Below are 21,699 nucleotides of genomic sequence, written 5' to 3'. Positions count from 1 at the left end.
CCCACAGCTTGTCCAGAAGCTCGTAGAACTCATCCGGATTCAGAGCGCCCAGCTCGGTACGCGTGCAGTCAGCCAATGGATCCGTGAAAGTCAACCCTTTCCTCAGAGCGCCGGTTGATCCCGTTCTACGCCGACATGCCCTGCACCACGTTTCTACCATGACTGTGGGAATCGCGCGGCCTTTCGATCTAGTCATGTAGGCGCGAAGTGCAACCTTCCCACACGCCGGGCATTTCCGTTGCGACGTGGTTTCCGGGAAAGGCGGCAACTTCGCCATCTCCCGAAGATGATCAGGGCTGAAGTCTCGCACCTCCCATCACCTCCGACGTCGTCTGTTCTCGAACTTGTCTGCCATCATCTGACCGTATGCCTCGGCCTCAGATTCGGAGCCCTGTCTCTTCTCATATTTGAACGCGTGGTGATGGTAGATCTCGTGGAACACGGTTGCCACGCCCTCGCGCAGGTTGGGAAGCCCGGTACGGGAGATCATGATCAACGGCCGTCCGGTCTGGCCACGCATCGGCACTGGGTTTTTATCACCGATATGCGGGCTGGACCCGTGAAGCACAACCCCATCCTGCCTATTGAATAGAGTTGAAACGTATTCGATGTCGTAGTCCGAGAAAACTTGCATTCCGGCACGGCCGAGCTCCATCTTCAACGTCTTGAGACTAACTCCGCCAGACTGCTGTCCCCCCGACCTCGCCTGCGGATGAGTGTCACATGTCTCTAGCGGCGTCTGCACGTCAAGCGAGATGAAGCCGGGGTCGTTGTTGTGAACCAGGACCGGGTCGTTGCCGGCGATGACGAAGTAGGTGTGGATGTCGGCGACGGTGAGGTCGCGCATGACCTTCGAGCCGGTGAAGTTGCGGACAGCGGTGACGTATTGGAGCTGTCCGTCCGGGCCGACCAGGGTGGAGGTCCCTGGCTTGAGGTCGGCTGCGTTGACCCATTCGCCGGTGGTGGCGTCCCAGAAGGGGTGGTGTGCCGTGGTCTCGAGAACCGACGACTTGGTCGGTCCGCGGGTACTGCGGTCGCCCTTGCCCTCGTTGACGGTTCGCTTGGCTTCGGCGGCCGGCTTGTTCGAGACGGTGACGTCGGTCAGTTCGAGGTCGCGGTTGGAGTGCAGCAGGGTGACCTGACGGGTGCCCTGTTCACCGGTGACCGGGTCCTTGGCCATGACCTCGTCGCCGAGGTTGATCTCGGAGATCGGCCGGGTGGTGCCGTCGGCCATCAGCACCCGCGTCGACGGGTCGAAGCTGTGCACCGAGGGCGGCGGCGAGTACGGGCACGACCCTCCGCCCTCAGGTTCAGGGCGTTCCTCGGCCTCGCGCTCGCGGGTCTCCTGCCGCTCCTGCCGATCCTTGCGATCCTTACGTTCTTCCTTCTGCTTGGACGGTTTGGTGTCCTTCGGCTTGTCCTGCTGCTTCGGCTTCGGGTTCGCCTTCGGCTTCTGCGCCTGCTTGGACGGCTTCGGCTTCGGGTCGGCCTTCTGCTTGGCCTCGGCCTTGGCCTTCGCCTTCGGCTTCTTCTTTGTCGGTGGCTTCTTCTTCTTTTTCGGCGGCTTGGGCTTCTTCGGCTTCTTCTGCATGAGGTCCGTCAGGTGCTTCCGCGCCTGCTGGATCATGTTCTGCGCCGTGCGCATCGCGGTGCGTGCGCCGTCGACGATGCGTTGCCACATTCGGTAGCCGGCGAAGGCGTTCTGGACGGCGTTCCAGATCTGTTTGCCCATCTTGATGGCCTTGACGAAACCGACCGCACTACTGGCCAGATCCGCACAGTCCATCAGGCTGCCGCCGATGCAACCCACCAGCGCCGTGTAACCGATCAGGTCCAGCAGCAGACTGACACCGACCTGGAGCAGGATGTCGTACAGCGAGGTCTGGCTCTCGCGCTCGGCGCGGGCGTACTCCGCTTCCTGGCGGGCGATCTCGGCGCTGGCGGCCTGCATCCCGCGTTCGCGGGCCTCCATCGCCTGGTTGTACTGGGTGAGCTGGGCCTGGTACTTCTTCAGCGCGCAGGCGTAGTCGTACTCGCCACACTTACCGTCCACCGCGTTACCGGTGGTGTCGGTGTTGCCCAGCGGGTCACCCTCGGCGTAGGCGAACCGGTTGGCCGCACCCGAAGCCGGGGTGGGGCTGTTGGTCGCGGTGTCGCGGGTGTCGAAGGCGCCGGTCTCCGGGTCGTACCAGCGCGACCACATGTTGACCTTGCCGGTGCCCTGGTCGGTCCACTCCTGCTGATAACCCAGCTTGCCGACCATGCCGCCACTGGCGAGGATCTTGCCCCACGGGTCATAGGACACCGATCCGGTCAGTGTGGTGCCGGTCGAGGTGAACTCGCCGACCACATCGGTGTGGATGTCGGTCCACGCCAGCCGCTGGTTAGAGCCGGACTTGATACCGACCAGGTCGCTAGTGATGTCGCGGACGTAGGTGTTGGTGCCGTCGGCGGCCAGGTCGTTGCCCAGCCCGGTGTAGGCGAAGCCCGACTGGATGACCCGGCCCAGTCCGTCGTAGCTGTAGTTCGACTGGGATCCGGTCTTGGTGCCCTGCGAGATCACCTGGTTGAAGGCGTCGGTGACCGTGTTGGTCGTAACCCCGTTCGTCGTGCTCGACACCAACGTTCCCCGCGCCGAGTACTGGTAGCTCGTGCCCGACGAGTCGGACAGCAGCTGGTTGCGCTCGTCGTAGGTGAACGTCTTGGTACCGGCCTGCACCCGGTTACCGGACTTGTCGTAGGCGTACACCACCGGCGTGACGCCGTTGTCCCAGCCGGTCAGACGACCCGCGAAGTCGTACGTGTAGGAGTTCGTCGACGCCCCGTTGAAACCGGTGGTGGTCTTCTTCGTGAGATTGTCGTTGACGTTCCACTCGTAAGCGATCTTCGCGACACTGGCGCCGGCGGCGGTGGTCATCTCGTCGCTGGTCAGCTGGTGCAGGTCGTTGTAGCCGAAGGTGCGCTTATTGCCACCGGCGTACGAGATGGTCTTGAGCTGAGACAGGTCGTCGTAGCCGTAGGTCATGTCGACCCCGGCCGTGGTGTTGATCAGCGTGGAAAGTCGGCCCAGCCCGTCGTAGGTGTAGGCCGTCGCCCCCGCCGCGTCGGTGCGCTCGGTGAGCGCGCCGTCGGCGTTGTACTTGTACGACGAGTTGCCCGAGACACCGGTGATCGCGGTGACCAGGCCACGGTCGTCGTAGGTCACGGTGTTCTCGCCGGCGGCGCCGGTGAACGAGGTGATCCGGCCGGTCAGGTCGTAGTCGAACAGCCGGTCCTTGGTGACCGCCTGCGCGCCCGTGCCGGAACTCTTGGTGAGCCGGCCCATCTCGTCGTACTCCGAGGAGACCGACACCCCACCGGGCGAGTCCGCCCGGACCATCCGGCCGGCCGCGTCATACGACATGGTGAACGTACGGTCCGCGAGAGCGGGCGTCTTGGTGGTGGCCGGTTCGATCTGCGAGGCGACCAGGCCCCACGGGTTGTAGGTGGTGATGAACTTGTTACCCCGGCCGTCGGTGAACCGGGTCTGCTGACCCGCCAGGTCGTACCCGAAGGACGAGACGATCGCGTCCGAGCCGCTGATCGGCTCCTTCTGCGAGACCAACTGCCCAACAGCGTCGAACGAATACTCCCGCTTCACCCCCCGGGCGTCCGTCGACGAGATCGGGTTACCCGCCCGGTCGTACTCCTGCGACTGCGACCGCAGCAGCACGCCGGCAGCCGAATATTGGGCCGATCCGACTGTCCGACCAGCGAAGTCGTAGGTCGCCGTCGAGTAGGTGCCATCCGGAGCAGTTACCTTGATCGGGCGGCCGAGCGGGTCGTACGCGGTGATGCTGGTCTTGTTGTTCGCGTCGGTGATGCTGGTCTGCTCGCCGGCCCGGTTGTAGCCGAACTTGGTGATCACCCCAGCCGCCGACTTGACCTGAGTAGGCCATGGGCTGGCACCGTTGGTGCCGTAGGTGTACTCGGTGGTGTGGACCTGGCTGGTCTGCCGCACCGCCTGGCTGGTGGTGAGGGTGCGACCCAGGTAGTCGTAGGTGGCGCTGGCTACCGCCCCGTTGGGGTCGGTGTGCTTGAGCAGCTCCCCATTCGCGTTGTACTCGTACTGCGTGATCCCGGTGTCCGGCGCGATCACCTTGGTGGTGCGGCCGAACAGGTCGTACTCGTACGAGGTCTTCTTGTTCAGCGGGTCGGTGGTCGACTCGACCTGGCCCACCGCGTTGTACTCCGCGACCGTGACCGGCGTGATCGCCGTGTCCGAACCCGGCGGCGTGTACTTCGGCAGCTCCGTCTGCACGATCTGACCCACCGCGTCGTAGCGGGCGATCGTCGTGTTGCCGTTCGGATCCTGCTGATGCGTCGCCTCGCCGAAGGTGTTGTAACCCACCCGCGACACCGACACCGCACTGACCGGGTTGCCCTCACCGGTGACCGTGTTGACCGCCGGCGACGTGGTCCGCACCGTCCGGCCGACCTCATCGTTGGCCATCGTGGTGGTGTTGCCGTTCGGGTCCGTCACCGAAGTGACCGAACCGTCCTTCGTGAGGGTGTAGCTGGTCCGGGTCACCGTCGCGGTCGCCGCCGGCGCCGCACCCGAGAGCACCTGCCCGATCTCCGTGCTGGACAGCACCTTCTGGTACGCCTGCACATCATCGATCTGACCGGAGAAGAACCCACTGTCGACGTTCTGCGCACCGACCAACAGCCCGGTCGCCAGGTTGTTAAACGGCCGCGTCCCCGTCACCGACGCCGACTCCGTGCCACCGACGTAAATCTTCACCGCCCGGCTGCCCGGATCCACCGTGACCGCCAGGTGCGTCCACACCCCCGCCGTCGCCTTCACCGAAGTGGTCGCCGACTCCCACGACACGGTCCCGTCCGGGTTACGCACCGCCAACGTCGCCTGCCACGCATCAGAAGCCTTGTGGTACAGCAACTTCAGCGCCGAACTGCCGATGTCACCCGACATCGAGGCAACGAACCGGTCAGCGTCCTTGTTGTCCAGCTTCGCCCACGCGGCCAGCGTGTACGGGCGGCTGCTGTCCACCACCGGAAGGTTGGTCGCAATCGAACCGGCCGTGCCGTTGAACGACGCCGCACCGCCACGCTCGGTCGACCACGTCACCGGACCCGCCACCGCGCCCGGACCGTTACCGGCCGCGTCCACGGTCTTGGTGCCCGAACTCTGGTCCATCCGCCAGCGCAACACCGGCGTCAACCCGGACGAGTTGTACGTCGTCTGCGCCAACGCCCGCCCGAGCCGGTCGTACATCGTCTCCGAGAACCCGTACTGCGTCGACGCCTGCCGCACCGTCGTGGACAGCACCTCGTCATTGACCGAGTAGCTGTAATCCGTCGTCCGCGGGCTCTCCCCCGTCCAATACGGGTTCGACGGATCAAACGTCGCCGACGTGTTCCGCCCGGCATTGTCATAGTTGCGAGTGGTGATCGCCCCGTTGTTGTTCGTCCACTGGATCGTCTGATTACCGGCCGCGTCGTACTGATTCTTCTCCATCACGAACGACTGGCCCTTGCCGTCCAGACGCGTCACCGTCGACAGCAGATTGTTGTCCGTGTACGTGTACTCGGTCGTCCACCCCATCGCATCGGTCGTCGAGGCGAGACGACCAGCGTCGTCGTACGCCATCGACTGCACCCGCACCGCGTTCGCGTCACCGCGAGTCTTCTCCGCATACGTCGCCAGCTCGTTGCCCAGGCCGTCGTACTCGGTGCGCACCGCCGTGCCGTCCGGGTGGATCTCCCGGCTCACCCGGCCGTACGCGTCGTACTCGTACTCGGTCCGGTTGCCCAGCTGGTCAATCTCGAACTTGCGGCGGCCGAAATCGTCGTACTCATACGACACCGCACGACTCGCGTCACCACCGGTCGCGTCCGACACGCTCTCCGATGCCAGCAGGCCGTCTGCGGTGTAGGCCAGCATCGTGACCGGCGTGTGCACCGCACCGGTAACCGCGTTCGTCACCGCGGCGTCGGTGACCGTGACCACCCGGTCCAGCCGGTCGTGCGTGAACTTCCTGATGGTACGGCTGATCCCGCCCTCGATCTCGAGCTCTTCAACCGTGCGGCCGAGACCGTCGTACCGGTACTGGGTCACCGAGCCGGCCGGGTCGGTCACCTCGGCGATGTCACCGCTGGCGTTGTACAGGATCGTCTGCACCCCACCACCCGGCTTGACCACCCGCCACGGCAACCCCGCCGGCGGCGTCGCACCGGCATAACCACCCTGCGCGCTGCCGGTGGTGTACGCGATCGTCGTCACCCGGCCCAGCGGATCGGTCGCGCTGGTCCGGTTCCCCAGATCGTCATACGTGTACGTCGTCAGGTACGTGTTATCCGAAGCCGACGACGAACCCGGCCCCCGCTGCGTCATCAACCGGTCGTTCTTCGGGCTGTACGCCGGATTCTCGCTGGTCGCGTCCGGGAAGTAACTCGAATAGCTGGTCGAGCACAGATTCGCCGACCGATCCTGACAGTTCGTGATCGACACGACGTTGCCACGCACGTCATGCTCATTGATCACCATGTTGCCCAGCGGATCGGTGACCGTACGCAGATAACCCTTACTGCTGTACCCGTACCGCGTCGTCTTACCCCGCGGATCGACATCCGCGACCTTCCGCCCGTACATCAGGTCATAGAACGTCTCAGTCTTGTGCGGACCGTCGACGACGTACTTGATCTCTCCCGCATCGCCGCCGGTGGCGGCATTGCGGGACTTGAACTGGTACGACACCTGGCCCGCGTCCAGCTCGGAGCCGTAGAAGGCGACCTCGCCGATGCTGCCGTAGAAGTAGTTCATGCCAGCGACGCCGTAGCCTCCGCCGCCGACGTCGGTCCACGTCGAGGTGGCGTTGCCCGTGCCGATGTAGTAGTCAGGCTCGGTGGCGAGCGGGGTCAGGCCGGCGGTGCTCGCCGTCTGAACCTTGGCGCCGTCCACATAGAGCGTCTGCGCGGTGCCGGTGATGGTCAGCGCGACGTGGTGCCATTTGCCGTCGTTGACCGAGCCGCCGGCCAGGCCCCAGTCGAAGGCCTGCCCATACCGCTTCGCTTCGCAGACCTCCATGCCGAGGAGGGTTCCGTTCGGCCAGCGGCTGTCGTCGGACGGGCTCGGGGAGGGGGTCGGCTGCCCCGGCAGCTGGGGGATGATCCGGCCGAACAGCGGAAGCGACAGGCATCGCCCGGCGCTGGGGCTGCGGAGCCCGCCCATGGCTTCCGGCCGCCAGACCTGATTCGCGGCGCCGCTGCAGGTGTAGAGCTCGAGCACTGCGTCGTCGCCGGTGCCGGTGGCTTGGAGGCACTTGCCGTTGTTCGCCCGGACGGCGCCGCTCACGCGGTCACTGCCGACGGTCACACTCCAGTTCTGCAGGGCGGAGCCGTTACAGGCGACGTACTCGACCGGCGTGCCGTTGGCGGTACCGCCGTTGTCCGGCTGCAGGCACTTGTTCTCCGGGCCCCGCAGCGGACCGGTGGGCACGGCTGACGGGGCCATCGCACGTACCCCGCCATAGCTGTCGAGCCAGATCGTCGGCATGACATGCCGGCCGGTGCCCTGAGAGGCCAGGGACTCCCCGAGCAGCACGCCGGCTTCGCCGAGCTCGTCTGACTTGAACCACATCGACACCGACCGGGTGCCGGAGGGCAGCACGCCGGGAGGCAGATCCACGTACGATTGCGCGCCGTTGAACTCGCCCGCCGTGTGGGGTGAGCCGAACGGACCGGCCACACCGCCGAGCCCGACCGCGCTGTAGGTGGCGGTCGTGCCGTTGACCTGGTTCACCGCGTCGGTGGCGCCGGTCTCGGCCATCCGCCAGTAGTTCGTCGGTGCGCCGCTGAGCACCGCGCTCTGATGCACCTTCGCCGTCTTGGTGATCGTCGGCGCGGACGGCTTCCACACGGTGCCGTTGCCGTCGGTCAGCTGCTTCACCCGGCCGGTCGCCGTGTCGTAGGTGACCACCGCGGTCGCCTTCGCCGAAGGCCGCACCACGCGGGTGAGCTGGCTGATCGGCTCGCGGGCGGCCCACAGGGTGTCCACCAGCTGCTGGTTGACAGCGGTGTCGTAGTGCGCCACCTCGGCGATCGAGCCGGTGAAACCGTTCCTGGTTCCCTCGTTGCGAGTGTTGTTGGCGGTCGACTGGTTCGGCCAGCCACCACCGAGGTAGCCGTTACCGATGTACGAGGTGACCGCGGTCATGTCCTGCACCGTCACGCCGGACTCGGAGACGACCCGCTTGCCGTCGACGTACATCTCCTGGGTGTTGCCGGTGGACGACAACACCACGTGGTGCCAGTTGCCGTCGGCCACAACGGCCGGCGACTCCATCGGCGAGTAGTTGCGGGGCACGAACGACTGGTCGGCCCGGCGGTCCCGGCCGCAGGCCCAGATCTGCATGTCCTTGCCGGTCTCGCTGGCCAGACCGGTGCCCACCGAGTCCAGGCAGAGGCCCGCGCTCTCCCCCACGATCTTGCCGTCGGCCCGGACCTCCCACTTCTGGTTCGTCTGGCCGTTGCAGGTGTAGGTGATGACGTCGACGCCATTGGCGTAGCCGTCGCCCTGGGCGTCCAAGCACTTGACCGCGCCACCGGTGGTCACCCGCAGCTCGCGGGTGGAGGTGTAGGTCCACTGCTGGTTGGCCGCCGTCGAACAGGGCGCCAGCGCGAGCCGGACGCTGTTCTCCGCCGAGTTGCCCGGCACGGTGATGCACTGACCGGAGTTACCGGTCGCCATCAGCGTGCCGAGCACCGTGGTGGTGTTCGGCTTCGGCGCCTTCGGGAAGGTACCCATCAGCTTGCCGTTGGCGCCGATGTACAGCGTCGGGTTGTACGCGCCGATCGTCGTCGCCGCGGTCGAGCTCGTCGCCTCCCAGGACGAGCCGTACAGCACACCGTCACCGCTGCCGGTGGGCGCCTTGAACCACATGCTGATCGCCTGGTTGCTGGCGTCACCGTCCAGGTTCGCCGGCACCCGTACCTGTGAGGTGGAGGTGGCACCGGTGCCGCCGGCGAAGCCGGCCGCGGTGGCCGTCGATCCGGACAGCGGGCCGGGCTGGCCCAGCGTCACGTTGCTGTAGTAACCGTTGTCGGTGTACGCGTTCTCCAGAGCTGCGCTGTACGCCGTGGTGGAGCCACTGGGCTCGGTGAGCCGCCAGTACGACTGCGGTCGGGTGTTGCTCACCGCGGTCTGGAAGATCGGACCCGTGGAGTAGTCGTAGGTGTGGCACTCGCCCCAGTTGGTCGGCGGGCACACCTTGGCCAGCTTGTTACCCGAGTACTCGTACCACCAGGTGTTCGCCGAATCCCAGTCGCCGGGCGTCACCGGGTCGGTGGCCACGTATTCCACACGTGCCGGCGTCGTCGAGGTCCAGTACAGCTTCAGCGACCGTCCGGACGCCGCGGTGATCTGGGTCAGCTGGTTGTTCGTGTAGGTGAGCGTCTGCGTCCGCCCGCCGAGGTCCTTGACCGCGGACAGTGCGAACCGCCCGTCCGCGAGCTTGTGGCCGAACTCATAGGTCGTGCCGTCCTTCTCCACCATCCGGTAGCCGCCCGTGCTCAGCGGATAGAAGCTGGAAGCCCGTCCGGCCGGCGAGGAGTAGGTGTTGTCGTTGTTGCGGCCGAACGCCAGCTCACGACCGTTGGGGTAGGTCACCACCACCGTGTTGACCACGGTCGTGCCGTTCGGCGCCGTGGTGTAGCGCTCGACTGCCTTGGCGTCGGCGATGCTCGACCAGCCGGCACCGAACGCCTGGTCCGAGCGGGGGTCGATGCTGTTGTACGACCGGTTGATCTCCAGCGGCGGACCGACCGTGTTGACCATCGCGTCCCGGCTGGCCGTCGTGTAGTTGCCGATCGCCGGGTCGAAGCCCTGATCGGAGTTCTGCGACAGCCCGGACGTGATCGAGGGTTGCGGCACCGGCGTGACCAGCAGATGTTTCGTCAGATACGAGCCGTTGTGCAGCAGGCTGTCGGAGACCTTGACCGCCCAGTAGTAGGTCTCGCCCCACTTCAGCGTGCCCGGCGGAACGATCCAGGACTTCTTGGTGATCGGCTTCGACGTCGCGATCTGGGTCTTGGCGTCCTTGCCGTAGATGATGTACTCGTAGGTCAGCGACTTCGGCCAGTTGTCCGCGTCGTGCGCGTCCGCGATCAGTTCCGGCGTCAGCGTCGGCGCCGCGTAGCCGTAACCCGGGTACTGCTCGTTGAGCTGCGGCGCCGTGTTGGTCTCGTACGTCAGCTCGAGGTAAGGGTTGTAGACCGTGTTGGCCGAGGCGAAGCGCTTGAACGCCGTCGAGTCGGTCTCCGACGCGGTCAGCATCAGACCGTAGTTGGGCAGAGTCCCGGCCGACCACGCGTTGAACGTCGGGGTGTCCAGCGACACCGACCGCCATTCGCCGTTGTCCTGGTCGCCGCTGGTGTTCTGGCACGCCGGATAGTTGTTCGTGATCGTCATCGTGCCGATCGCGCCGGAGTAGGCCGGGGTGTTGGCGAACAGGCCGTCGTTCTCGAAGTCGGCCACGGCCCAGGGCTCGAGGATCCGCCGCACGTACAGCGGCTTGTGGCTGGTGCAGTTGTAGGACCAGGTGTGGTAAAGGAACAGCTTTGCCGCGGTGATCTGGTCGCCGCCGACGTCCTTGCCGAAATCCTTGAAGTGGATCATCGACCGGGACCGGGTGGTGCCCGCGTCCCAGGTGCCGACCGGCAGGTTGTCGCCGTTGTGGTTCGTGGTGGATCGGGTGTCGTCGACGAACACGTCACCGGTGGCGTGGGTCTCGATGGTCGGGTCGACCCGCACCGGGTACTGCCGCGCCGGGTCGTTCAGCCAGGCCCGGTCGGCGGTCATCCGCAGCGCCGGCCCACCGTCGACGGTGATCAGCTCGTAGGTGATGTTCGACGACTCGGCCGGCGCACCCGACTGCGGGTTGATCTTCGAGTCCCACATGTAGCCGCGCGGGATGCGCAGCGCCACGTCGCCCTTGGCGTCGTAGAGGTTCAGCGAGCCGTCGGCCTGCAGCTTGGCGGTCAGGCCCTCCAGCCGCAGCGGGAACACCCACTGGTTCGCCGCGGCCGGCGACTTCAGGACCAGGGTCTCCTTGAGGCCGTTCGAGAGCGTGCGCAGCTCCAGGTCGGTGCCCGGCAGGATCTCGGTGTACGTCGCGACGTTGCCCTTCACCGCCGCCGGCACGTCCGCGGCGCCGACCAGGTCGTACGCCATGGTGTGGCCGGACGCCGTCGTCACCGACGCCAGTGCGTCGTCCGGCGACTTCAGCCGCTTCGCGCCCGCCACCGGGTTCTTCGCCGCCGCCGAGGGAGAAGCGCTGGCCGATGGCGAGGCACTCGCCGACGGCGAAGCACTCGCCGAGGCCGAAGCCGACGGGGACGGCGAAGCAGCCGTCGTGGGAGCGGCTGCCTTCTCGTCGCCGGTGCCGCGCGCGCCCAGCTCCACGTCAATCGAGTTCGCGCCCATCTCCAGGCGGTCACCGTTGCGGGTCAGATCGGTGTCGATCGGCTTGAACGTGCCGTCCGACGCCCGGAAGTTCACCGGCGCCTTGTGGATCCGCCGCGTGATCGAGCCGTCCGCGTTGCGGAACTCGTCGATCGTCGCCGTCGACTTCTCCGGCAGGCGCTTGCTCGTCTTCTCGTCGAAGCTGTCCTCACCGGACTTGTTCTTCGGGGCCTTGAACGCCTTCGGCGGCGCGGGTTTGGCCACCTCCGCGTCGACCGCGCCGACCCCACGGCCCGGCGCCTTACCGGCACCACCGTTCGCCTGCGTCTCCCCCGGCGCGACGTAGTGCTCGTCGCCCGGGTCGCCGCCCCGCTCCTGCTTGGGCAGCAGACCGCTCACCTCGGCCAGCGCCGGCACCTGCCGGAACACCGAGAACAACCCGGACAGCGGCCAGCCGCCGCCCTCCGGCACCGCCCCCGGGGGAATTCCCACCGACAACGCCACGGCAACAGCAGTAACGAACGCAAACCGGCGCCGCATGGCGAGCCCCCGCTCTCAGCAAATACAAGCGCCGCGAAGCATGCGGGACACTCATTGATATACGCAAGATCTTGATTTTCTTGCGTCTGTCCACTTAGCCTTCGCGGTTGTCACTCAGGCGGGCCTGCGACGGCTGAGCTGAACCTCGGTACGCACGAATTCCTCCACCACTCCGGCGAAGGCGGCCGGCTCCTCGAGATGGGCGAAGTGCCCGCTGTTCTCGAAGACGACCAGCTCCGCGTGCGGCGCGGCGGCCCGGATCATCTCGGCGAACCGCACCCCGCAGATGAAGTCGTGCCGGCCCACCAGGACCAGGATCGGCACGTCGAGTGTGGACAGACCGGCACGGGTGTCCAGCGGGTCCGGGTTCTCGCCCTGCGCGGCGTCGAAATAGCCACGGACGGCCTGTCGCATCGGCGCGTAACGATCCTCGTCGGCCCAGTAGGCGGCGAGGTACGCGGGGAAGGTGGCACGCAACCGCCGGGTGAAGCTTTCGTCGTCGTACTCGGGGGTTGGTTGGAGGAAAGCGCGAGCGACCTGCCGGGCTTGCGGCAGGCTGGGGTGCCGTTCCGGGAAAGCGGCCATCCCGGCGAGGGCGGCCTGCCAGAACTCGTCGCCGGTGATCGGCGAGGTGTCGTAGAGGATGAGGCCGCTCACCCGGTCCGGCCGGCCGATCGCGTACTCCTGCGCCACGAAACCGCCGTAGGAGTGACCGAGCAGCAGGATCGGCCCGCCGCCCAGGTCGGTGATCACCGCGTCCAGGAAGCGCGCGTGGGTGGCGCGGGTGTAGTCGCGCGGGTCGGGCAGCCGGCCGGACCCGCCGGTGCCGACCGGCTCGACGTAGACCATGGTCAGGAAGTTCTCCAGCGGAGGCATCCGCAGGTAGCTCCAGTCGAGACCCGGCCCGCCGGGATGCGCCACGCAGAGCGGCCCGCGCCCGGCCACGTGGTAGCGCTGTACGATCCCGTCGACCGTCACCTGATGGGTGTGGAGTTGCGCGCCGTTGCTCATCGTCCGCCCCTTTCGCCATTGCCGGCATCGACCGGAAGACCGGGCGGCGCGTGGTGCTGTGACACGAGAGCGAGCCTCCATGACTGAACGGCAGGAGTTCCGTGGCGGCGTGAACGTCGTGCGCCGCCACGGCGACCTCGTCCACCGCCCGGCCTCGCCGGCCGCGCCCGCGATCCACCGGCTCCTGCGGCACCTGCACGACCACGGGTTCCACGGCGCCCCGGAGCCACGCGGCTTCGACGAGGAGGGCAACGAGCTGCTCACCTTCCTCGACGGGCAGGTGCCCGGCTCGCTCACCCCCGATCTGCGTACGCCCGAACTGCTCGCCTCCGCAGCCCGCCTGCTGCGGGGCCTGCACGACGCGAGCGTCACGTTCGTGCCGCAGCCCGGCGACCGCTGGCTCGTCCCGGTCCGGCAGCCGGCCGAGGTCATCTGCCACGGTGACGCCGCCCAGTACAACTGCGTGGTCCGCGACGGCCTGGCGATCGGCTTCATCGACTTCGACGCCGCCCATCCCGGGCCGCGGGTGTGGGACGTCGCCTACGCCGTCTATCGGTTCGCGCCGCTGCAGGGACCGGACAACCCGGAGACCTTCGGCACACCGCAGGAGCAGGGGCGGCGGGTCGCCGACTTCTGCCGGGCGTACGGGCCGCAGATCGGGCCGGAGGTCGTGGACGTCGTGCCGGACCGGCTGCAGGCACTCATCGACTTCATGCGGGCTCAGGCCGAGCAGGGCAACGAAGCGTTCCAGCAGCACATCGCGGAGGGACACGCCGACCTGTACGAGGCGGACATCCGTTACGTACGGGCCCACCGCGACACTCTGTGCGCCGCTTTCGTCGCGGCGCGTTGATTCGATTGCGCTTGACTGTCGGTAAACAATGCGCTGACTGAACGGCGCGGAATGTGCCATGCCTGATGACGACATTGCATTGATAAGCGGCACAGCAGCGACGGGCGGGCACCCCTCGCATTGTTCAGCGCTTTCATCGCCCTCGTCCTGGCGACGCTGATCTATTCGGTGCTCGCCGGCGACACGGAGGACGAAGCGCTCCCCCGGGCTGCCACCCTGGAGATGATCGACGGGTTGATCTTCGGCCTGGCGGTCGTCTCACTGCTGCAGGGCATCTACCTGGTGATGCGCAGCGCCAATATCGACGTCTCCACGGTGAAGGTCGCCCGCTTCATGGCCGTGGTCGTGTTCCCCAGCATGGCGATCTACTTCGTCGCGCAGGGGGCGTCCGACACCGTGGCGCTGCGCGCCGCCGCGGCGGGGAAGGGCTGCGTCCCGCAGATTCCGACGCTCGGCTTCGCGCTCACCGCGGCCTCCGCCGTGATACTCGCCCTCTCGCTGACGGCGCCGGCCCAGCGGGTTCTGGCCGCACACCGCACCGCCTCCGGCACGGCCGCACCGATCCTGGTGATCAGCGCCTCGATCGCCGGCGCGATGGTCGCGGGGGAAATCAGCACCTACTCGCCGGATTTCCTGATGTCGCCGTTCTATCTCAATGTGTATCTCTCCGGAGTCGCCGTCATTCTCACCACGGTGGGGTTGATGTTCTCCGCGTCGGGAGTCGCGCACCCCGACAATGATCCGCATGGCGCGAATGCGGCAGTCGGCCGAACCCTCACCGCGGAGGAAATCACGCAGGAACTGTCGGTGATCCGTGCTCGTCAGAGCGACGCGGACCGACATTCATGGGAGTCCCGGTGACCGGCCATCCCGGAGGCACGAGCAGCACCGGGCACTGTTGCCGCCCGCCCGGGGCGATGCTGCCGATGCTGTAGAGCGTCTCGACGAACCAGCCCTTGCGGCCTCGCCCGGCGACCAGCAGGCGACCGCGCCGCGACGCCCGGTCCAGTGTGTAGGCCAGCTCGGCCTCGCCGATGACCAGGGGTTCGCAGGGCACGTCCGGCCAGACGGCGGTCCACGTGGCGATCGACGCGGTCAGCCGGCTCCCGGCCGGGCCGGTGCCCGTCTCCTCAGGTGCGCGGACGTGGACCGCGACAAGAGGACAGCCGGCCAGCGAAGCCGCCTCGTAGGCGCAGCCCGCGGTGGCGGTCGGCCGGCCGGACGCGGCCACCACGACCGGACCGCGTCCCGGGGCCGAGCCGCGATGCACCAGCAGCGGGCATCGGCTGTGGTGCGCCAGGTAGGCCGCGGTCGAACCCCAGCCGTGCCGGAGGGTCGTCTCGCCGCGGTGCCCGACCACGACCAGGCAGGCCTGCGCGGAACGCTGGACCAGCGTCTCGGCGGCACTGTCGTCCACCAGTTCGGTGCGTACCAGCAGCGCCGGATGGATGTGCCGGGCACGCCGGGCGGCGAGTTCCAGCAGATGGCGTCCCTCGGCCGGATCCGGCCGCATCAGCCGTTGCCGCGGTGAGCCCGCACGGCGCCCGGGCCAGGCGTGCACGATCTCCAGCGGCACACCTCGATCGGCCGCCTCGGCCGCGGCGGCGTCCAGCACGTGCTGCCCGGCCGGCATGCCATCGAGGCCTACCACGACGGGCAGCTTCTCCTCGACCGACACGACGTTGCGCATATCCGCAGGTTAAACAGCTCAGGCGTACGCCCGGCACGGCCGCCCGGCATCAATGCGCAGTCCGTTGGACCCGCCCCGCCGGGACCTGAAGCTCTGCAGCACCTGCTGCGGCATTCCGCGTGCACCGTCGCGGTGGTCCACCGGGAACTCTGAGAACCCGTCCCTTGACTGTGACGTCACGTCACACCGGACACTGACGACGTGCGTATCAAGGAGCTGGCGGACCTGACCGGCACCACCGTCCGCACTGTCCGCTACTACCACCAGATCGGCCTGCTGCCGGTGCCGGAACGGCGCGACGGGCGCCGCGACTACGACCTGGTTCACGTCGCCCGGCTGGTCCGGGCGCGCTGGCTGGCGCAGGCCGGGATCCCGCTGGCCACCATCGCGGTGATGCTCGGCGACGGTCAGGCGCCGAGCACCACCGCCGCACCGGATCGGCGCCCCGAGTCGGTGCTGGCGGACCTGCGCGCCGGCGTCGCCGCGCTGGACCAACAGCTGCTCGAGCTGCGGACCCAGCGCGACCGCCTGAACCGGTTGATCGCCGGTGTCGAGCGGGACGGCCAGCTGTCACCGATGCCGGCGTCGATGGCGCTGTTCTACGACCGCATCGAGGCCCGGGCGCCCGACGAGAGAACGCGCCGGGTCGTCCGCCAGGAGCGGGACTTCATGGAGCTGGCCTGCTACCGCGGTGACATGCCGGCGGAGTCCGCGGTGGTCTACGAGAAACTCACCGAGGCCGGGTTGGCCCACAGCATCGCCCTCTTCGGTCAGATCGCCGAGCGGGACGAACGCCCGCAACCGCTGGACCAGCGGGAGATGGATCGCATCGCCACCGCGGTCGTCGACCGCATCACTCGCCAGCTGGGGCCCGAGATCGACGATCTCATCGCGTCGATCGACCCCGACCTGGCTCGCCGGGCTGCTGATCTCTACGTCCGTCTCATGGCGCCACCCCAGCGGCGCCTGGCCCGGACCATCGGCGACGCCCTGCTGGCCACCATCGAGAAAGGCCGAGCCAGTGATCACCAGCCGCGGTGACACACCGGTCGTCGACGTCGACGGCCTGGTGAAACGCTTCGGGACCTTCACCGCGGTCGACGGGCTCGACCTGCGGGTCCAGCCGGGCAGCGTGCACGGCTTCCTCGGGCCCAACGGGGCCGGCAAGTCCACCACTATCCGGGTGCTGCTGGGCCTGTACCGGGCGACCGCCGGGCGGGTCAGCGTGCTGGGGCTCGACCCGGCCCGGCACGCCGACCAGGTCACCCGCCGGCTCTCCTACGTACCCGGGGAGGTCACCCTGTGGCCGAACCTGACCGGCCAGGAGGTCCTCGACGCGCTGGCCGGTCTGCGTGGCTGCCGCGACGAGGCGGCAGAGCGCGAGCTGGCCGGCGCGTTCGCCCTGGACACCCGCCGCAAGGTGCGCACCTATTCCAAGGGCAACCGGCAGAAGGTCGTGCTGGTGGCGGCGCTCGCCGCGCCGACCGAGCTGCTCGTGCTGGACGAGCCCACCTCGGGCCTCGACCCGCTGATGGAGGAGCTGTTCCAGCGATGCGTGCGCGACGCCGCCGCGGCCGGGCGCACCGTCCTGCTGTCGAGTCACATCCTCGCCGAGGTCGAGGACGTCTGCGACACGGTCACCATCATCAAGGACGGCCGGCTCGTGGAGTCCGGCCGGCTCGCCGACATGCGTCACCTGGCCGCGTCCACGGTCACCGCCCGGCCGGCCGGGCATCAGCTCGCCGCCGTCACCGACCGGCTGCTCCGGCTCGGCGTCGCCCCGGAACGAACCGACGGCCTCCTGCGCGTGAGCGTGCCACGCACGGCCGTGCCGGCGGTGCTCGGTGCGCTCGCCGAGGCCGGCGCCGACGACATCACCTGCACCCCGGCGAGGCTGGAGGACCTGTTCCTGCGCCACTACGAGGTGGCCGCGCGATGACCCTGACCCGGCTTCTCGTGCGCCGGCACCGGCTCACGCTGACCTGCTGGCTCCTGCTGCTGACCGGCCTGTCCGGCGGCACCGTGACCGCCTATCAGAACACCTACGCCACCGAGCAGCAGCGCGAGGCCGCCGCGGCCCTCGCGCGCGACAACGCGGCCACCACCATGATGTACGGGCGGCTGCCCGTCCCCGGCACACCGGCACAGATGTACGTCTGGGAGATCGGCGCGTTCACCACCGTCCTGGCCGCGGTGATGGCCGTGCTCGTCGCGGTGTCGCTGACCCGCGCCGCCGAGGACGACGGCACCCTGGAACTGCTGCGCGGTTGCGGGATCGCCCCGGCACGGCCGCTGCGCAGCGCGCTCTGGGTGCTGGCCGGCTGCGCCGTCGTCCTCGGCGCCGGCTGCACGGTGGCCGCCGGCGTCCACACCGGCAGCGTCGACGGCGTCACCGGGGCCGGAGCGGCGGCGTACGGAACGGCCGTCGCCCTGACCTTCCTGCTGTTCGCCGCCCTGACCGTGCTGCTCTCCCAGATCGCACCGGCCGCCGGGCAGGCACGTCTGCTCGGCTTCACCGTCGTCGGCCTGTCCTTCGCGGTACGAGCGTTCGCCGACACCCAACAGATCGGCTGGCTCACCTGGTTCAGCCCGCTCGGCCTGCGCGCCACCGTCGAGCCGTTCACCTCCGACCGGTGGACGGCCGCGCTCCTGCCGGTCGCGGCCGCCGCCCTGACCGCCACGGCCGCCGTCCTGCTGTCGCAACGACGGGAGTTCGGCGCCGGCCTGCTGCCGCGCCGGGACCGCCGAACCGCCCGGCTGCGGCTGGGCTCCACCGTGGCCCTGACCGCCCGGCTGAACCGGGCATCCCTGCTGACCTGGACCGTGGCGGTCGCGGCGATCGGCACGGTGTTCGCCGCGATGGGCTCCGGCGCCGTCGACCGCGAGCGGGACGGCGAGGTCGGCGGTTTCCTCGGCGCACAACTGAACGGCGCCGACCCGGCCGCCGCCTTCCTGTCCTACTGCGGCACCGTCGTCGGAATCATCGTCTGCGTCTACGCCGTGCTGTCGGTGTCGCAGAGCCGGCACGCGGAACGCCGCGGGCTCACCGACATGGTGCTGGCCACCGGGGTCCGCCGCTGGGTGCCGCTGGCCGCCCAGTCCGCCGTCACCGCGGCCGGGTGCGCTGTCGTCCTCCTCGTCACCGGCGTGCTCAGTGCTCTGGTGGCGCCGGCGGTCATCGCCGGTGACGACGTCGCCGTCCGCGCCTTCGGCTACATCGCCGGGCAGTGGGGAGCGGTCGTGGCCATGACGGGCTGCACCGCGCTGATCGCCGGGACGGCGCCCCGGTGGACCGCGCTCGCCTGGCTGCCGCTGACCGCCGCCGCCGGGCTGGCCCTGCTCGGCGACCTCCTCGGGGTGCCGCAGCGCGTCCAGGATCTCGGCATCTTCCCGCACGTGCCGGACCTCGCCCTCGCCGATGCCTCTCCAGCGGGGCTGCTGCTGCTCGTCGGGATCGGCGCCGCGCTGTGCCTGACAGGTCTGTGGGGCATGGCGCGCCGTGACCTGATCATCGGGTGACCGGGTCTTCCGGCCTGGCACACGGCTCGGGTCTTTCGGCCCTGACCGGCCGGCGGCGGCACCTGCGACCGTGAACGCACCCCTACGACCGCGGAGGTGTCACCGATGGCCGAACCGGCGAAAGACGTGAGCCGCGCCGAGGCGCGCGAGGCCTTGGAGCTGGCCGCCCGGGCATCGCTGCGGGCCCCGTCCGTGTTCAACACCCAGCCCTGGAGGTGGCGCCTCACCGGCGAGGTGCTCGAACTCGCCTCCGAACCGGAACGCCGGCTCGGCGTCACCGACGCCGAGGGACGCCTGCTGCTGCTCAGCTGCGGCGGCGCCCTGCACCACGCCCGGGTCACCCTGGCCGCCGCCGGCTGGCGCGTGGAGGTGCAGCGCCTGCCCGAGGAACAGCGCCCCGACCTGCTGGCGAGGATCCGCGTCACCGGGCGCGCCGAGCCGGACCCCGTCGTCAAGGACCTCGCCGCCGCGGTCACCCGGCGCCGCACCGACCGCCGCGCCTTCGGCGACCGCGTCGTCGCCGAGCAGACGGTCAGCCGCCTGCGCCGGCTCGTCGAGGCCGAGGGCGCCTACCTGCACGTGGTCCCGGACGACCGGGTGCCCGAACTGGCCGTCTCGGTCGACCTGGCCGCCGACGCCAACTACTTCGACCCGGCGCACCGCACCGAGCTCACCGCCTGGACGCACCGGCCGGCCTGGACCGGCGACGGCGTGCCGCCCGCCACCGCGGTCGAGCCGAGTCTGCGCCGGGTGCCCGTCCGCAACTTCCTGCCCGACGGCTCCCCCGGCATGCTCGCCGGCGCCGACCACGACGAGGGCGCCGCGTACGTCATCGTCTACGGCATGAGCGACCGGCCGGTCGACCTGCTGCGCGGCGGCGAGGCCCTGTCGGCGCTGCTGCTGCAGGCCACCTGCGAGGGCCTGGCGACCGCGCCGATCAGCGAGGCCGTCGAGGTGGCCTGGCCCCGCCGGCTGCTCACCCGGCTGCTGTCCGGCATCGGCGAGCCGTACCTGATCGTGCGGCTCGGCTACGTCGAGTCGCCGGAGACGGTGCCGCCGTCGCCGCGGCGTGCCCCCAGCGACGTCATCAGCATCGAGGACTGATCCACCTCCCGGGACTCAGCGCGTGACTTCCGGCCCTGTCGTGACCGGCCGGGCCGGGGCTGTGCTGAGGGAAAGGGAGGTGTCACATGGAGCTCTACCCGTTGCGGGTGGAGGCACGCCGCGACGAATCCCTGAGCCGCTGGCTCTGGCTCGTCAAATGGCTGCTGCTCGTCCCGCACTATCTCGCCCTGCTGGTGCTCTGGACCGGTCTGGTGGTGCTCACCCTGGTGGCCTACCTGGCGGTGCTGATCACCGGCCGGTACCCGGAGCCGATCCGCGCCTACAACCTCGGGGTGCTGCGCTGGACCTGGCGGGTCGGTTACTACGGTTATCAGGCCCTCGGCACGGACGCCTATCCCCCGTTCACCCTCGCCGAGGTCCCGGACCACCCGGCCCGGCTGCGCCTCGGTGAGCAGCCGGCGCCGCCACGGTGGCTGCCCCTGGTCGCGTGGCTGGCGGCCCTGCCGCACCTGATCATTCTCGGCGCGCTGGCCGGCGCCGCGACCGGCGGCGGCGTCCCGCTCAGCCTCGTCGGCGCGGTGCTGCTGATCGCCGCGCTGACGCTGCTGTTCACCGGCCGTTACCCGAGCGGGCTGCACGACCTGCTGGTCGGCATCGCCCGCTGGGGTCTGCGCGTGACCGCCTACCTGACCCTGCTCACCCCGCGCTACCCGCCGTTCCGCCTGGACCAGGGCGGTTACGAGCCTGATCCGGACCCGGACGGCCCGGTCGCGGCGGCGCCACCGCGACAGCCCGCCTCGGCGGCCGGCTCGGTGGTCGCGCTGGTCGCCGGCGTCCTGCTGCTCGCCCCGGCCACCGGCCTGGGCATCGGCGGCGGCCTGCTGCTGGCCGTCGACGGCGACCGGGACCCGGCGGGATTCGTGTCCAGCCCGGCGCTCGTGCTGAACAGCGGCACGGCGGCCGTCACCGCGGAGAACCTCGCCATCGTGGACACCGGCCTGTGGTACCCGCGGGCCGGCGACATCGGCGTCCTGCGGGTGAGCGTGACCACGCCGTCCGGCGAACCGGTGTTCGTCGGCATCGCACCGCAGTCCGCGGTCGACGACTGGCTCGCCGGCACCGCCCATGACCGGCTGGTCGGCGTGGACTCCGGCCGGGCCGTCTACGACCGGGCTCCGGGCGCGGTGCGCCCGGCCGGAAACCCCGCCGCCCAGGGCTTCTGGCTCGCGCGGGCGAGCGGTACCGGCACGGTGAACCTGCGGTGGGACGTGACGAGCGGCGAGTACGCCGTCGTCGTCGCGAACGCCGACGGCTCACCGGGTGTCGCGGCCACCGCCCGCGCAGCTATGCGGATCCCGGACCTCACGGCGCTCGGCGCCGGCCTGCTGACCACCGGCGTCGTCCTGTTCCTCGTCGCGGTCGGGTTGATCACGCTCGGCGGCGTGGGGCTCGGCCGCCGGCACGGTCCGCCACCGCCGGCCGGCCCGGTCGGCCCGGCGCCGCGGCTGGTCCCGCTCGCACCCACCACCTAGCAGCTCGGCACTGCCGGATGGGGACCTC

At 69.2% G+C, this 21,699-nt stretch carries 10 protein-coding genes; 7 read left to right on the top strand and 3 right to left on the bottom strand.

Features of this window, described 5'->3' with window-relative positions; translation table 11 throughout:
* Positions 1 to 316: 316 nt before the first annotated feature.
* Positions 317 to 11,953: a LamG-like jellyroll fold domain-containing protein gene (locus tag AB0F81_RS13770; protein ID WP_360195994.1), complete on the bottom strand. Its 11,637-nt coding sequence runs from the start codon at positions 11,951 to 11,953 to the stop codon at positions 317 to 319.
* Between the two features lie 162 nt (positions 11,954 to 12,115).
* Entirely contained in the window at positions 12,116 to 13,012 is an 897-nt protein-coding gene (locus tag AB0F81_RS13765; protein WP_360195991.1) for an alpha/beta hydrolase, read from the bottom strand.
* A 79-nt stretch (positions 13,013 to 13,091) separates the two neighbouring features.
* On the opposite strand from AB0F81_RS13765, the gene AB0F81_RS13760 reads away from it, so the two are divergent.
* Positions 13,092 to 13,865 carry an aminoglycoside phosphotransferase family protein gene (locus tag AB0F81_RS13760; protein WP_360195988.1) on the top strand — a complete coding sequence of 258 codons (774 nt, stop codon included), beginning with the start codon at positions 13,092 to 13,094 and terminating at the stop codon, positions 13,863 to 13,865.
* Between the two features lie 120 nt (positions 13,866 to 13,985).
* On the top strand, positions 13,986 to 14,726 hold the full coding sequence (locus AB0F81_RS13755) for a hypothetical protein (protein ID WP_360195985.1): 741 nt from the start codon (positions 13,986 to 13,988) through the stop codon (positions 14,724 to 14,726).
* Here AB0F81_RS13755 and AB0F81_RS13750 read toward each other — a convergent pair.
* Positions 14,656 to 15,555 (bottom strand): universal stress protein, encoded by a 900-nt coding sequence (locus tag AB0F81_RS13750; protein ID WP_360195982.1) that lies wholly within the window; start codon positions 15,553 to 15,555, stop codon positions 14,656 to 14,658. The two genes, AB0F81_RS13755 and AB0F81_RS13750, sit on opposite strands and share 71 nt — an antisense overlap.
* A 201-nt stretch (positions 15,556 to 15,756) precedes the next feature.
* Between AB0F81_RS13750 and AB0F81_RS13745 the strand changes: the two genes are divergently transcribed.
* The 5 genes from AB0F81_RS13745 to AB0F81_RS13725 all read left to right on the top strand — a co-directional run bounded on the left by AB0F81_RS13745 (position 15,757) and on the right by AB0F81_RS13725 (position 21,671).
* Positions 15,757 to 16,596 (top strand): MerR family transcriptional regulator, encoded by an 840-nt coding sequence (locus AB0F81_RS13745; RefSeq protein WP_360195979.1) that lies wholly within the window; start codon positions 15,757 to 15,759, stop codon positions 16,594 to 16,596.
* Positions 16,577 to 17,494: an ABC transporter ATP-binding protein gene (locus AB0F81_RS13740; RefSeq protein WP_360195976.1), complete on the top strand. Its 918-nt coding sequence runs from the start codon at positions 16,577 to 16,579 to the stop codon at positions 17,492 to 17,494. The genes AB0F81_RS13745 and AB0F81_RS13740 overlap by 20 nt, the downstream gene beginning before the upstream one ends.
* On the top strand, positions 17,491 to 19,074 hold the full coding sequence (locus AB0F81_RS13735; protein WP_360195973.1) for a hypothetical protein: 1,584 nt from the start codon (positions 17,491 to 17,493) through the stop codon (positions 19,072 to 19,074). The genes AB0F81_RS13740 and AB0F81_RS13735 overlap by 4 nt, the downstream gene beginning before the upstream one ends.
* Before the next feature lie 105 nt (positions 19,075 to 19,179).
* On the top strand, positions 19,180 to 20,178 hold the full coding sequence (locus tag AB0F81_RS13730) for a nitroreductase (protein ID WP_360195970.1): 999 nt from the start codon (positions 19,180 to 19,182) through the stop codon (positions 20,176 to 20,178).
* A gap of 86 nt (positions 20,179 to 20,264) precedes the next feature.
* Positions 20,265 to 21,671, top strand: coding sequence for a DUF4389 domain-containing protein (locus AB0F81_RS13725; protein ID WP_360195967.1), 1,407 nt, complete (start codon positions 20,265 to 20,267; stop codon positions 21,669 to 21,671).
* Positions 21,672 to 21,699 lie beyond the last annotated feature (28 nt).

Source organism: Actinoplanes sp. NPDC024001, from assembly GCF_040638955.1.
In the GTDB taxonomy this organism is placed as follows: Bacteria; Actinomycetota; Actinomycetes; order Mycobacteriales; family Micromonosporaceae; genus Actinoplanes.
This window is presented reverse-complemented; position numbering and strand designations above follow the sequence as displayed.